11 protein-coding genes are annotated in these 13,528 nt (G+C 64.8%); 3 read left to right on the top strand and 8 right to left on the bottom strand.

Going from position 1 to position 13,528, the window contains the following annotated elements; all coding sequences use genetic code 11:
* Nucleotides 1–6: 6 nt before the first annotated feature.
* Together QM712_RS08370 and QM712_RS08365 are read right to left on the bottom strand one after the other, a co-directional pair.
* Nucleotides 7–318, bottom strand: a complete 312-nt coding sequence (locus QM712_RS08370) for a DUF1272 domain-containing protein (RefSeq protein WP_415022603.1) — start codon at nucleotides 316–318, stop codon at nucleotides 7–9.
* A 72-nt stretch (nucleotides 319–390) separates the two neighbouring features.
* On the bottom strand, nucleotides 391–870 hold the full coding sequence (locus tag QM712_RS08365; RefSeq protein ID WP_415022740.1) for an Lrp/AsnC family transcriptional regulator: 480 nt from the start codon (nucleotides 868–870) through the stop codon (nucleotides 391–393).
* Between the two features lie 121 nt (nucleotides 871–991).
* Here QM712_RS08365 and hppD point away from each other — a divergent pair, with 121 nt between their 5' ends.
* Entirely contained in the window at nucleotides 992–2,110 is a 1,119-nt protein-coding gene (gene hppD / locus QM712_RS08360) for a 4-hydroxyphenylpyruvate dioxygenase (protein WP_415022602.1), read from the top strand.
* Between the two features lie 211 nt (nucleotides 2,111–2,321).
* On the opposite strand, the gene QM712_RS08355 is transcribed toward hppD, so the two are convergent.
* The 5 genes from QM712_RS08355 to QM712_RS08335 form a co-directional block, all read right to left on the bottom strand.
* A complete protein-coding gene (locus QM712_RS08355) occupies nucleotides 2,322–3,641 on the bottom strand; it encodes an MFS transporter (protein ID WP_415022601.1) in 1,320 nt (439 codons plus the stop codon).
* Between the two features lie 74 nt (nucleotides 3,642–3,715).
* The gene (locus QM712_RS08350) at nucleotides 3,716–4,828 is read right to left on the bottom strand and encodes a CaiB/BaiF CoA transferase family protein (RefSeq protein ID WP_415022600.1); all 1,113 of its coding nucleotides are present in this window, start codon (nucleotides 4,826–4,828) and stop codon (nucleotides 3,716–3,718) included.
* 230 nt (nucleotides 4,829–5,058) lie between these two features.
* Nucleotides 5,059–5,856: an FAD binding domain-containing protein gene (locus tag QM712_RS08345; protein ID WP_415022599.1), complete on the bottom strand. Its 798-nt coding sequence runs from the start codon at nucleotides 5,854–5,856 to the stop codon at nucleotides 5,059–5,061.
* Between the two features lie 134 nt (nucleotides 5,857–5,990).
* On the bottom strand, nucleotides 5,991–8,333 hold the full coding sequence (locus QM712_RS08340; protein WP_415022598.1) for a xanthine dehydrogenase family protein molybdopterin-binding subunit: 2,343 nt from the start codon (nucleotides 8,331–8,333) through the stop codon (nucleotides 5,991–5,993).
* Between the two features lie 82 nt (nucleotides 8,334–8,415).
* Nucleotides 8,416–8,901: a (2Fe-2S)-binding protein gene (locus QM712_RS08335; RefSeq protein WP_415022597.1), complete on the bottom strand. Its 486-nt coding sequence runs from the start codon at nucleotides 8,899–8,901 to the stop codon at nucleotides 8,416–8,418.
* Between the two features lie 346 nt (nucleotides 8,902–9,247).
* Between QM712_RS08335 and QM712_RS08330 the strand changes: the two genes are divergently transcribed.
* Nucleotides 9,248–11,287, top strand: a complete 2,040-nt coding sequence (locus QM712_RS08330) for a methyl-accepting chemotaxis protein (protein WP_415022596.1) — start codon at nucleotides 9,248–9,250, stop codon at nucleotides 11,285–11,287.
* A 203-nt stretch (nucleotides 11,288–11,490) separates the two neighbouring features.
* Here QM712_RS08330 and QM712_RS08325 read toward each other — a convergent pair whose 3' ends face one another.
* Complete coding sequence (locus tag QM712_RS08325) at nucleotides 11,491–11,856, bottom strand: DUF3175 domain-containing protein (RefSeq protein WP_415022595.1); 366 nt, start codon at nucleotides 11,854–11,856, stop codon at nucleotides 11,491–11,493.
* Nucleotides 11,857–12,039: 183 nt separating this feature from the next.
* On the opposite strand from QM712_RS08325, the gene QM712_RS08320 reads away from it, so the two are divergent.
* Complete coding sequence (locus QM712_RS08320; RefSeq protein ID WP_415022739.1) at nucleotides 12,040–13,527, top strand: MFS transporter; 1,488 nt, start codon at nucleotides 12,040–12,042, stop codon at nucleotides 13,525–13,527.
* Nucleotide 13,528: the final 1 nt, after the last annotated feature.

The raw sequence follows: 13,528 nt of genomic DNA, 5'->3' as shown, positions 1-13,528 counted from the left end.
GGGGATCTACCGCTGCTCCGGCGGCACGCCTTTGACCCTGGCGCAATGCGCGGCGATATCGTCGAGACCATATTTCAGATGCACCCGCTTATCGGACGGGGCCTGCTTGCTCGTGCACACGCCCGGCCGCCATTCCTGCGCGGGGCGGATCGGGCGCGGTACGAAGCCGCCGCCGCAGTTCGGGCAGACATTGGAGAGCCTGGTGTCCGCGCAATCCGCACAGAACGTGCATTCGTAGGAGCAGATCCGCGCATCCGTGGCGTTCGGCGGCAGATCGCGATCGCAATATTCGCAGTTGGGTCGAAGCTGGAGGGCCATCGTTGAATCTCCGGATCAAGCCGAATCATCGCAGATCACGCGCGCGGGGCGAAGGGCGCATTTCCCTCGATTTCAGTCAGGCGCCAGGCTCGTGAGCGGCAATCGCGAGCTTTCCTTCAACCTGTCGAGCACGATCGAGGAGCGCACATGCGCTACGCTCTGGTGCGGCATCAGGACATCGTTGACGAGATTCGACAGACCCTTGAGATCGCGCAGCACGGCTTTCAGCACGTAATCCGCATCGCCGGTGAGCGAATACGCCTCCTGGATCTCGTCGATGCGATTGACGAGCGCGCGGAAGCGCTTGGAATTGTCCGGTGAGTGGGTGGCGAGTCCCACCTGGATGAAGGCGATGACGCCAAACCCGAGCGCCTCGCTCGAGAGATCGGCGTGGTATCCGGCAATCACCTTTTCCTCCTCCAGCCGCATCCGCCGTCGCGAGCATTGGGAGGCCGATAATCCCGCAAGCTCTGCGAGCTCCTGATTGGTCAGGCGGCCGTCATCCTGAAGCGCGCCGAGAATCCTGAGGTCAAACCCATCCACTAAAATCATGCGCGTTTCGTCCATTTTGTGCACAAATCGTGCATATGATAGCGTAAATGCACGCCGTTTGCATGCCCATTGCGCGCCCCGTGAAGGATAGTTCATGGCAGCAGCAATTTGGGAGAGCACCATGGGTCCGTTTCCACACGATGCGCCGCCGGCCACGATCAGCGCCGACAATCCGATGGGCACCGACGGGTTCGAGTTCGTCGAATATGCGCATCCCAATCCGGACGAGCTGCATACGCTGTTCAAGCTGATGGGCTACGCGCCGGTCGCACGCCACAGAACCAAGAAGATCACGGTCTATCGCCAGGGCGACATCAACTATCTCGTCAACGAGGAGCCCGGCACGCACGGGTTCGATTTCGTCGCCGAACATGGTCCGTGCGCGCCGTCGATGGCGTTCCGCGTCGTGGACGCGGAGGCGGCCTATCAGCGCGCGCTCGCGCTCGGCGCCGAGCCTGCCGACGTACCGTCCGCGCGGAAGACGCTCGACGTGCCCGCGATCAAGGGCATCGGCGGCAGCCTGCTTTATCTGGTCGATCGCTATGGCGCCAAGGGCTCGGCCTATGATGCCGAGTTCGAGTGGCTGGGCGCGCGCGATCCCCGCCCCAGCGGTGCCGGCCTGTTCTACCTCGATCACCTCACCCACAACGTTCATCGTGGCCGGATGGATGTCTGGGCCGGCTTCTACGAGAAGCTGTTCAATTTCCGCCAGATCCGCTTCTTCGACATCGAGGGCCGCGCCTCGGGCCTGTTCTCGCGTGCGCTGACCAGCCCGGACGGCAAGATCCGGATTCCGATCAACGAGGATGCCGGCGATGCCGGCCAGATCGAGGAATATCTGAAGACCTATCGCGGCGAAGGCATCCAGCACATCGCCTGCGGCTGCCGCGACATCTACCGCACCATCGAAGGCCTGCGCGATGCCGGCCTGCCGTTCATGCCGTCGCCGCCGGACACCTATTTCGAGCGGATCGACGGCCGGCTGCCCGGGCACGGCGAGGATCTCGCCCGGCTCCAGACGAACGGGATCCTGATCGACGGTGAAGGCGTCGTCGATGGCGGTCAGACCAAGGTGTTGCTGCAGATCTTCTCGGCCAACGCCATCGGGCCGATCTTCTTCGAATTCATCCAGCGCAAGGGTGACGACGGCTTTGGCGAGGGCAATTTCAAGGCCCTGTTCGAATCGATCGAGGAAGATCAGATCCGGCGCGGCGTGTTGAAGGTGGATGACGCGGCGTAGGCCGTCGCGTTCGAACACGGTGCCGCAGGGTGGGCGAAGCGCGCCCACCACTTCCGTCGAGGCAGCGCAGCTATGGTGGACACCGCGCTAGGCGCCTTTTGTCCACCCTACGAACCCTGCGCTCGTCCGCGACGACAGCCAGCTTCTGCTACATCTGACAACGCGAGACCCGGATCGCGCTGCGCGCCATCCGGGCTTCGCTTCGTGAGGGTCAGCGCGACGAGCCTGCCACGGCCGCGCCCGGCGTTGCGTCCTGCCGCTTGCGCTCGACGCCCTCGGGCAGTCGCAGCGCCATCGTCGCGACCAGGCTGATCACGCTCATGGCGATGACGTACCAGACCCATGACAGCTTGTCGCCGGTGGCGCCGATGATCCAGGTGAACACGAACTGCGCCGTGCCGCCGAAGATGGTGACGCCGAGCGCATAGGCGATCGACAGTCCGGCGGTGCGAACGATGGCCGGGAAGACCAGCGGGATCAGGATGATGCCCGCGCCCGACGACATCGCGTGGAATGCGATCAGCGTCGCGGACGTGATCACGAACACCAGCGGCGAACCCGACGAGACGACGAGCTGCAGCGCGGGGTAGAGCAGCAGCGTCACGATGATTCGCGGAATGATGGTGACAGCCTTCAGGCCGTATTTGTCCGCGAGTGCGCCGCCGAGCAGCGCGAAGATGGTGCCGCTGATGAACGTGACGAAGTTGGTCGTCATCGCCCAGCTCTGGCTGTAGTGCAGCGTGTTGATGGCGTAGGTGGTCGTGTAGAGGAAGAAGTACTGGCTGATGGTCGCGCCCGAGATCAAGAGGATGCAGAGCAGGATCTTGGCCCAGTGATTGGACAGGATGTCGGAGAGTACGCCGCCGACGCTGTCATGGGCTTCCTCGGTGTTGAGGGTCTCGTCGAGATTGCGCCGGATGAAGTAGCCGACCGGCGCGATCAGGATGCCCAGGAGGAACGGTATGCGCCAGCCCCAGCTGTCGTTCGCGCCGGGCGTGATCAGCAGCGCGAGCAGGAGGCCGACCAGGGCCGAGAGCAGACTGCCCATGTTCTGGCTGGCGAGTTGCCAGCTGCCGAAGAAGCCCTTGCGGTGCGCCGGCGCACTCTCGAGAAGATAGGTCGTCGCCGGACCCATCTCGCCGCCGGTCGAGAAGCCCTGCAGCAATCGCGCGAGCACCAGCAGGACCGGAGCCAGCAAGCCGATCTGATCGTAGGTCGGCAACACGCCGATGATGCCGGTTCCCAGCGCCATCAGCCAGATGGTCAGGGTCATCGCGGGCTTGCGGCCGTGGCGATCGGCATAGGCGCCGATGACGATGCCGCCGAGCGGCCGCGCCACGAAGCCGACGCCGAAGGTCGCGACGGCCAGCAGCAGGCTGGTGTTCGGATTGTCGGCCGGGAAGAACGCCTTGGCGAGCCAGGTCGCGAAGGCCGCGTAGACGGTAAAATCGTAGAATTCGAGCGCGTTGCCCAAAATGGCTGCGCCGACGCGCATGGTTTGAGACGGACGCGGGCGGTCAGTTTGGTTCACGGCTAGCACCTTGTGTCACTTCCATGAACGCGAAGTGACGCAAAAGGTGCCTGCTTGCAACCCTTAAGCCTGCCCTAGCGACCTGCTTTCCATGCAGCCGTCAGGGCGCCGATCTCCGCGCCTTCCGGCTCTCGGACCGCTGAGGGGGTACGCGAAAAACGCGGCGCGGGCGCAGGCTGCTTCACGCCGTGGCGCTCGACGAACACCTCGCGGGCGACCATGTGCGGATGCCGGGTCGCTTCCGACATGGTCAGTACCGGCGCGAAGCAGATGTCGGTGCCTTCCATGATCTTGCACCAGTCCTCGCGAGTCTTGCTCTTGAAGACGGCCTTGAGCTTTTCCTTCAGCGCCGGCCAGGCCTTGCGGTCCATCTGCGCGTCGAAATCGGCGTCGGTCAGGCCCGCATGCTCGCGCAGCAGCGCGTAGAACTGCGGCTCGATCGATCCGATCGAAACGAAGTGGCCGCAGGCGCATTCATAGACGCCGTAGAAATGCGCGCCGCCGTCCAGGAAGTTCTGGTCGCGGCCTTCGCTCCAGCGGCCGAGCGTGGTCATGTCGAAGAAGAACGACATCAGCGATGCCGCGCCATCGCACATCGCGGTATCGACCACCTGGCCCTTGCCGGATTTCTGCGCTTCCAGGAGCGCGGCCAGCACGCCGACGACGAGATAAAGCGCGCCGCCGCCGAAGTCGCCAACCAGATTGAGCGGCGGGACCGGCGCCTCCTTGGTACCGATCGCGGCGAGCGCGCCGGTGATGGAGATGTAGTTGATGTCGTGGCCGGCGGCATTGGCGAGCGGACCTTCCTGACCCCAGCCGGTCATGCGGCCGTAGACGAGCTTCGGGTTGCGCGCGAGCACGACGTCGGGACCGAGGCCGAGCCGCTCCATCACGCCGGGGCGGAAGCCTTCGACCAGCGCATCGGCGCCGGCGAGCAAGTCGAGCACCTGCGAGACCGCGGCCTTGTCCTTGAGGTCGAGCTCGATCACCTTGCGGCCGCGGCCCGCCACCGACTTCATGCTCTTCTTGGCACCGACTCGGTCGAGCGTCACGACATCGGCGCCCATGTCGGCCAGCATCATGCAGGCGAACGGGCCGGGTCCGATGCCCGCGAATTCGACGATGCGGAATCCCGACAGCGGGCCGGAGGTGCGAACGGAAGAATTCTGGGCGGGTTTGTCGAGCACGTTGTTGTTTCCTCGGGTCGCGGGCGGATGCCGTTGGTCCGGCAAGCGCCCCGGACAGTCCTCTCTGGGGCGAGTTAATTGGCTGATTAACTTTTCTCGCCTTCATGCCAGCGAGGCAAGCGCTTTTCATGCATGGGCGCATAATAAAAGCGGCGCGCATGTCTGCGCGCCGCGGAAGATTTGCGTTGAGGCGCTAAGGCCTGATTATCCCTTCACGATCCTTCGCGGGATCATGAAGCCGCCACCGCGCGCTGCGCCATCACCTTCACGAGGTTGGCGCGATACTCCGCCGTGCCGTGGATGTCGGCCAGCAATCCGCTCGCGGGAATGCTGACGCTGTCGAGCGCCGACGGCGACCAGTTCGCCTTCAGCGCGGCCTCGATCGCGGGGACCCGCATCACGCCGCTCTGCGAGGCGCCGGTCGCGGCGACGCGGATCTCGCCCGATTTCGTCTGCGCGACGAACACGGCTGTGAGTGCGAAGCGCGAGGCCGGATGCCGCATCTTGGCATAGCCGGCTTTTGACGGGACCGGGAACGACACGGCGGTGATGATCTCGCCGTCTTCGAGCGCCGTCGTGAACAGGCCCTGGAAGAAGTCCTCGGCGGAAATCGACCGCTTGTTCGTCTTCACAGTGGCGCCGAGCGCGAGCAGCGCGGCCGGATAGTCCGCGGCAGGATCGTTGTTGGCGATCGAGCCGCCGATCGTGCCGCGATAACGTACGGCGGGATCGCCGAGCACCGAGGTGAGATAGGCGATCGCCGGGATCGCCTTCTTCACATCGGCATTCTGCATGATGTCGTAGTAGGTGGTGGCGGCCTTGATGGTCAGCACGTCGCCCGAGAGGTCGACGCCCTGCAGCTCCTTGATCTTGCCGAGGTCGATCACGTCGGAGGGGCTGGCAAGCCGCTGCTTCATGACCGGCAGCAATGTCTGGCCACCGGCGAGGAACTTCGCCTCGCTGCTCTTGCCGAACAGGTTTGCAGCATCGTCGACGGAGGAGGCGCGGTGATAGGTGGTCTGGTACATCCTTGATGCTCCTGAAATCTTGTCTCTGTCATTCCGGGATGCGCCGCGGGCGCAGACTCGGAATTGCGAGGTTGAATTCTTAAGCTCTGGATTCCGGGGCTGACGCTGCGCGTCGCCCCGGAACGGCGATGTCGTCAAGCCGCGTGGATCGTGCGCCACACCCGGTCTGGGGTTGCGGGCATTTCCAGGTTGTTCTTGCCGATCGCATCCGTGATGGCGTTGATCACGGCCGCGGATGCGCCGATCGCGCCGGCCTCGCCACACCCCTTGATGCCGAGCGGATTGCCCGGACACAGCGTCGTGGTGTGGGAGAGCTGGAACGACGGCAGGTCGTCGGCGCGCGGCATGGAATAGTCCATGAACGAGGCCGTCACAGGCTGGCCGTTGGCGTCGTAGATGGCGTGCTCGAGCAGCGCTTGCCCGATGCCCTGCGCGAGGCCGCCATGGACCTGACCCTCGACGATCATCGGGTTGATCAGCCGGCCGAAATCGTCGGCCGCGACGAAGTTGACGAAGGAGGTCTTGCCGGTGCCCGGATCGACCTCGAGCTCGCAGATATACGCGCCGGCCGGGAAGGTGAAGTTGGTCGGGTCGTAGAAGGCGGTTTCCTTCAGGCCCGGCTCCATCCCGTCAGGCAGGTTGTGCGCGGTATAGGCGGCGAGCGCGACCATTGGGAAGGCGATCGCCTTGTCGGTGCCGGTCACCTTGAACTCGCCGTTCTCGATGACGATGTCGGCTTCCGACGCCTCCAGCGCGTGCGCGGCGATCTTCTTGGCCTTGGACTCGACTTTCTCCATCGCCTTCAGGATCGCGGTGAGACCGACGGCGGCGGAACGCGAGCCGTAGGTGCCCATGCCGAACTGCACCTTGTCGGTGTCGCCGTGGACGATCGAGACCTGGCTGATGGGAACGCCAAGACGTTCCGCGACGAGCTGGCAGAACGTGGTCTCGTGACCCTGGCCGTGGCTGTGCGAGCCCGTGAGGATCTCGATGGTTCCCACCGGATTGACGCGCACCTCCGCCGATTCCCACAGGCCGACGCCGGCGCCGAGGCTGCCGACGGCCTTTGACGGCGCGATGCCGCAGGCCTCGATGTAGCAGGACACGCCGATGCCGCGCAGCTTGCCGTCGGCCTTCGCCTTGGCCTGGCGCGCGGGGAAGCCGGCATAGTCGATTGCCTTCATCGCGGCATCGAGCGAGGCGTTGAAGTCGCCGGTGTCGTACGCCATGATCACGGGCGTCTGGTGCGGGAACTGCGTGATGAAATTCGTCCTGCGCAATGCGGCGGGATCGACCTTCAACTGCCGCGCCGCCGTCTCCATCAGCCGTTCGATCAGATAGCTCGCCTCGGGACGGCCCGCGCCGCGATAAGCGTCGACCGGCGTCGTGTTGGTGTAGACACCGACCACCTCGGCGTGGATCGCCGGGATGTCGTACTGGCCCGACAGCAGCGTGGCGTAGAGATAGGTCGGCACCGACGACGAGAACAGCGACATGTAGGCGCCGAAATTGGCGTAGGTCTTCACCTTCAGGCCGAGGATCTTGTTGTTGGCGTCCAGCGCCAGTTCGGCATGGGTGACGTGGTCGCGTCCGTGCGCGTCGGTGAGAAACGCCTCGGTGCGGTCGCCGGTCCATTTCACGGGACGGCCGACCTTCTTCGAGGCCCACAGCGCCACCATCTCCTCGGGATAGATGAAGATCTTGGAGCCGAAGCCGCCGCCGACGTCGGGCGCGATCACGCGCAGCTTGTGCTCGGGCGCGATGTTGTAGAACGCCGACAGCACGAGGCGGGCGACGTGCGGATTCTGCGAGGTCGTATAGAGCGTGAAATGCTCTTCCGCGGTGTCGTATTCGGCGATCGCCGCGCGCGGCTCCATCGCGTTCGGGGCGAGGCGGTTGTTGGTGACGTCGAGCTTCACGACGTTGGCGGCCTTGGCGAAGGCGGCATCCGTCGCGCCTTCGTCGCCGATCACCCAGTCATAGACCTGGTTGCCGGGAGCCTCGGGGTGAAGCTGCGGTGCGCCGGCCTTGATCGCGGCGGGGATGTCCGCGACCGCGGGCAGTTCCTCGTACTCGACGACCACGGCCTCGGACGCGTCGCGCGCCAGATTCTTGCTTTCGGCGATCACGACCGCAACGGCTTGACCGACGAAGCGCACCGTCTCCGGCGCCATCGCGGGCCATGCGCCCATCTTCATCGGGCTGCCGTCCTTGGAGGTGATGGCCCAACCGCAGATGAGGTTGCCGACCTTGTCGTCGACGATCTCCTGGCCCGTGAGCACTGCGACCACGCCCGGCATCTTCAGCGCGGCGGACGAATCGATCTTCTTCACCTTGGCGTGTGCGTGCGGGCTGCGGATGAAATGGGCATGGGTCATGCCCTGCAACTTGATGTCGTCGACGTAGCGGCCCTTGCCGGTAATGAAACGCTTGTCTTCCTTGCGCACGACGCGTGCGCCGATGCCTTCAACACCCATGTCTGGTCCTCCCGACCGGAGATTGTTTGACCCGCGCTTTCCATCGAAAGCCGCGGTGGTGATTCGTTCGAAGGCGAGCCGCTTACTCGGCCGCCTGCGAGACCTTCATGCGCCCTGCCGCATCCAGCACGGCCTTGACGATGTTGTGGTAGCCGGTGCAACGGCAGATGTTGCCTTCGAGCTCGTGGCGGACGGTGGTCTCGTCGAGCTGGCCGCCATGACGGTGCACGATGTCGATCGCCGACATGATCATGCCCGGTGTGCAGTAGCCGCACTGGAGGCCGTGATTGTCGCGGAAGGCGGCCTGCATCGGGTGCAGCTCGTCGCCCTTGGCGATGCCTTCGATCGTGGTGACGTTGGCACCGTCGGCCTGACCCGCGAGCATGGTGCAGGACTTCACCGCCTTGCCGTCCATGTGCACGACGCAGGCGCCGCACTGGCTGGTGTCGCAGCCGACATGCGTTCCGGTTAGGTTGAGATGATCGCGCAGAAGATGGACCAGCAGCGTGCGGTCCTCGACATCGACAGCAACAGCCTTGCCGTTCACTGTCAGTTTGACTGTAGACACGGAAAATACCTCCCAGGATCGATTTTGATTGTTTCTAATTAGAGACAGCGACCCGGAACTTTGCAACTAGGATTTTGGTCGCCCCGGCCCTTGAAAAGTCATCGATCCCGACGACGGCGCAAAGGCTTGCGCGGGCGGAAAGACGATCCTGGGATGCCAACCCTTGCGGCACTCGGTCGGCCGCAGGCCGACTTGACGGACGGATAGAACCGGAAGGTTCGGCCTGAAGATCGCGCGGTCGTGCTGAATTTACCGCCCTTTATCCATTCTGCCCTAGTTTTGCGCATCCGGTTTGGGGGGCGGGGGCGCCTCCCGATCGCGGTCGAAATAGAAAATGGGGGTGGGAATGTCCGGGCGTATCGCGTCGCCGTCGAAGCGTGCAATTTTGCCGACCCTCCGGTTCCGCGCCAAGATCATCCTGGGCTTTGCCGCGGTGCTGGTGATCTCGGCCGGCAGCATGGCCTTCTCTTTCTTCGGTTTCGAGCGGGTTTCGTCGGGCGTCGGGTCCTACCGCGCCAGCGTATCCGAGGCCGATCTTGCCCGCACCATCGATCGTGACCTGCTCGGCTACCGATCCGCCGTCAGATATTTCGTCGTCACCGGCAAGGAGGACGATGCCAAGGCGGCGCTGGATGCCGAAGCCAGCCTGAAGACTGCCATCGAACAGGCCGTCAAGGGCGCCAAGACTCCGGCGCGGCAGGCGAGCCTCGACAAGCTCGCCAAGGAATTCTCGAACTTCTCAGCGACCTTTGCCAGAGTTCTCCAGGCCAAGCGCGACAGCGCGCTGCTGGTCCAGAATCAGCTCGCCCGGAACGCCAACCTGCTGAAATACAAGCTCGACGACATCGGCAACAACGCTTCCGATTCCGAGGCGCAGTCGATCGAGTTCGGCACCAAGCAGGTCAACGCCCAGTTCCAGACCGCGAGTGCGGCCGCGACCAATTTCGTCCTGACGTCCGATCAGGCGATCGCTACCAGCGCACTGGCGCGACTCAAATTCGTCGAGAATTCGCTGGGTGCGGTCTATTCCATGGACGAGAAGGTCGTCGCCGGCCTGAAGGATGCCAAGGCGCTGCTCGTGGCCTATCGCGAAGCGCTGGAGAAGCTGATCGCCAACGCCAGGATGGTCGATGAGCTCGTCACCGAGATGAGCGGCTCCGCCGGAGCCATCCTTCGGGGTGCCACGGCCATGAAGGCGGACCTCGTCGCCGAGCAGCAGCGGCTCGGGTCGGAGTCCGAAGCGGCCATCGGGCAGACCGAGCGATTCATTCTGATGCTGGCCGTCGGCGGGACGCTGCTCGGCGTCGTGCTCGCCTTCCTGCTCGGCACCGGCATCTCGCGTCCGATGATCGCGATGTGCAAGGCGATGCATGAGCTCGCCTCGGGCAATTTCGACGTCGTGCTGCCCGGCCTCGGACGCAGGGACGAGATCGGCGAGATGGCCGGCGCGGTCGAGGAGTTCAAGCTCCAGGCGGTGGCGAAGGCCGAGCGCGATGCTGCCGCGAGCGAAACCCAGAACAGGGAACAGGCTGCAGGCCGCCGCTCCGAGCTGATCCGCTTCGCCGACGATTTCGAGACCGCCGTCGGCGCCATCGTATCCAACGTCTCGGCCTCGGCCGTGCAGCTCGAATCGGCCGCTTCCACGCTGACGCGCACCGCCGAGACCACGCAGGCGCTGTCGAGCCAGGTCGCCGGCGTCTCCGAGCAGGCCTCGAGCAACATGCAGTCGGTCGCAACGGCCACCGAGGAGCTCTCGGCGTCGGTCGAGGAGATCGGCCGCCAGGTCCGCGACTCCAGCCGCATCGCCGAGGCCGCCGTGGTGCAGGCCAGAGAGACCGATGGCCGCATCGGCAAGTTGTCGCACGCGGCCCAGCAGATCGGCGAAGTGGTCAAGCTGATCACGGCGATCGCCGAGCAGACCAATCTTCTGGCGCTCAACGCCACCATCGAAGCGGCGCGCGCGGGCGAAGCCGGCCGCGGCTTCGCGGTGGTTGCGAGCGAAGTGAAATCGCTGGCGAGCCAGACGGCGAGGGCGACCGACGAGATCTCCTCGCACATCGCCGGCATGCAGGGCGCCACGGCCGAATCGGTCGCCGCGATCAAGGAGATCGGCACGACCATCGGCACGATCTCGACGATCGCGACGTCGATCGCGAGCGCAGTGGAGGAGCAGGGTGCGGCGACGCAGGAAATCGCCCGCAGCGTCCAGAACGTCGCACAGGGCACCCAGGCCGCGGCGACCGACATCGGTCAGGTCAATCGCGGTGCCGCCGAGACCGGTACGGCTTCGGAAGAAGTGTTGAACTCGGCGCAGACCCTCTCCAGCGAAAGCACCCGCCTGCGCGCCGAACTCGATCGCTTCATGGCGAACATCCGCGCTGCATAGGGTTGGCTGCGGGGTTGAAGCGCTTCCAACGCCTCGCTCTTCGCCGTCGGCCTCACTCGCCGCCGTCGTCCTGGCGAACGCCAGGACCAACTACTCCAGGGCACATCGTGGTCCGAGCAGCCAACCACGAGTCGCCGTCAACCGGGTGTCGGCCAGGGACTGGATCCATGCGCCGCTTGCCCAGGACGACGTGACGATGAATCTCACGTCCGCCCGAATACCCGCTTCAGTTCCACCTTCGCGCGCTCCAGCCGCATGCGTTCGGTCTTCGGCAGCGTCTTGCCGGCGCGATTGATGTAGAAGGTGAGCATCGACCGCGCCGAGCGATAGGCGCCGCTCTTTCGCCGCGTGCTGTGCTCGGCCGAGAGTTTGAGCGAAGCGGCGATCTTCCTTGCGCTGGTCAGCTTGAACACCCCGCGCTTCAGGTCGAGCGCATCGCTCTCTGTGGTGACACGCTGCGACCAGCGCTTCGTCGCGGCGTGTCGAGATGTCTTCGTAGTTCTTGTCTTGCGCGCGGTTCTGCGGCTGCTGCTCTTGCGCGAATGTGTCGTCTTTCTGACGTGACCCATGCGTCAACTCCTTGCAGCTCCATCGGAAACGGGCGGGCCCGGGCCGCGTTCCCATGGGAACCTGGTCTCGCTGCGGACGTTGTCGCAAGCGGCAGGCAAAATGCCGCATCCCCATGATCGGATTGGGCCCCGTCCACATCATGTGAACCGGGGCCGGTGGCATTGGTCAGGCGCAACAACGCGATGGAATTGCAGCAAAGCCCGGCGCTGAGTCTTGGTTCTGCGGTCACGGCGGCGACGACGGCCGACCGGATCGTCGAAACCAGCATTCCTGCGCGGCTCGACGCGCTGCCCTGGAGCGGGTTTCACACCCGCGTGGTGCTGGCGCTGGGCATCACCTGGATACTCGACGGGCTCGAGGTGACGCTGGCGGGCGCACTCTCGGGCGCGCTGAAGCAGAGCACGTCGCTGCACTTCTCCAACTTCGATCTCGGCATCGCCAACTCCGCCTATCTCGCCGGCGCGGTGCTCGGCGCGCTCGGTTTCGGCTGGCTCACCGATCGCATCGGCCGCAAGAAGCTGTTCTTCATCACGCTCGCGCTTTATCTCACGGCAACCGCGGCGACCGCCTTGTCCTGGAATGTCGCGAGCTATGCGCTGTTTCGCTTCCTGACGGGCGCAGGCATCGGCGGCGAATACACTGCGATCAATTCGACCATCCAGGAACTGGTGCCGGCACGCTATCGCGGCTGGACCGACCTCGTCATCAACGGCAGTTTCTGGATCGGCGCCGCGATGGGCGCGGTGGCCGCCATCGTGCTGCTCGATCCAGCGGTGGTCGGGCCCGATCTCGGCTGGCGTCTCGCTTATCTCATCGGCGCGGCCATCGGCCTCGTGGTGCTGCTGATGCGGATGTGGATTCCGGAAAGCCCGCGCTGGCTGATGATCCACGGCCATCCCGAGCAGGCTCACGCCATCGTCGACGACATCGAGCGTTCGGTGATCGGGCATGACCAGGATGCCAGAGACGGCGGTTTCGCGACGATCCGCCTGAAGATGCGCGATCACACGCCGATCCGCGAAGTCGTGCACACGCTGTTCTCCGCCTATCGTCAGCGCGCGCTGGTCGGCCTCGTCCTGATGAGTGCGCAGGCGTTCTTCTACAATGCGATCTTCTTCACCTTCGCGCTGGTGCTGACCGATTTCTACGGCATCAGCGCCGATCACGTCGGCTGGTACCTCCTGCCCTTCGCCGCGGGTAATTTCCTCGGTCCGCTGTTGCTGGGACGATTGTTCGATACGCTCGGGCGCCGCGTCATGATCATGTTCACCTACGGTGTCTCCGGCCTGTTGCTCGCGCTGTCGGGCTACCTGTTCTCGATCGGCGCGCTCAGCGCGCAGGGGCAGACGATCGCCTGGATGGTGATCTTCTTCTTCGCATCGCCGGCCGCGAGCGCGGCCTATCTGACCGTCAGCGAGACGTTCCCGCTGGAGGTCCGCGCGCTGGCGATCGCGGTGTTCTACGCGGTCGGCACCGGCATCGGCGGCGTGGCCGGGCCGGCCTTGTTTGGCGCGCTGATCGACACGGGTTCACGCACCAGCGTGTTCGCCGGGTATTTGCTGGGGGCATTCCTGATGATCGCGGCCGCGATCGTGGCGTGGCGCTACGCCATCGCCGCGGAACGCAAATCGCTCGAACAAATCGCGCGACCGCTCGCCTTAATGGAGTAGA

This window comes from Bradyrhizobium sp. (assembly GCF_047605465.1).
Lineage (GTDB): Bacteria > Pseudomonadota > Alphaproteobacteria > Rhizobiales > Xanthobacteraceae > Bradyrhizobium.
The sequence above is the reverse complement of the archived record's forward strand: the minus strand, read 5'-3'. Positions and strand labels throughout refer to the sequence as shown.

What these genes read in the sequence shown, in the direction of transcription:
- QM712_RS08370 (WP_415022603.1), bottom strand. Translation starts at nt 318, where the DNA reads ATGGCCCTCCAGCTTCGACCCAACTGCGAATATTGCGATCGCGATCTG.
- QM712_RS08365 (WP_415022740.1), bottom strand. Translation starts at nt 870, where the DNA reads ATGATTTTAGTGGATGGGTTTGACCTCAGGATTCTCGGCGCGCTTCAG.
- hppD (WP_415022602.1), top strand. Translation starts at nt 992, where the DNA reads ATGGGTCCGTTTCCACACGATGCGCCGCCGGCCACGATCAGCGCCGAC.
- QM712_RS08345 (WP_415022599.1), bottom strand. Translation starts at nt 5,856, where the DNA reads ATGTACCAGACCACCTATCACCGCGCCTCCTCCGTCGACGATGCTGCA.
- QM712_RS08340 (WP_415022598.1), bottom strand. Translation starts at nt 8,333, where the DNA reads ATGGGTGTTGAAGGCATCGGCGCACGCGTCGTGCGCAAGGAAGACAAG.
- QM712_RS08330 (WP_415022596.1), top strand. Translation starts at nt 9,248, where the DNA reads ATGTCCGGGCGTATCGCGTCGCCGTCGAAGCGTGCAATTTTGCCGACC.
- QM712_RS08325 (WP_415022595.1), bottom strand. Translation starts at nt 11,856, where the DNA reads ATGGGTCACGTCAGAAAGACGACACATTCGCGCAAGAGCAGCAGCCGC.
- QM712_RS08320 (WP_415022739.1), top strand. Translation starts at nt 12,040, where the DNA reads ATGGAATTGCAGCAAAGCCCGGCGCTGAGTCTTGGTTCTGCGGTCACG.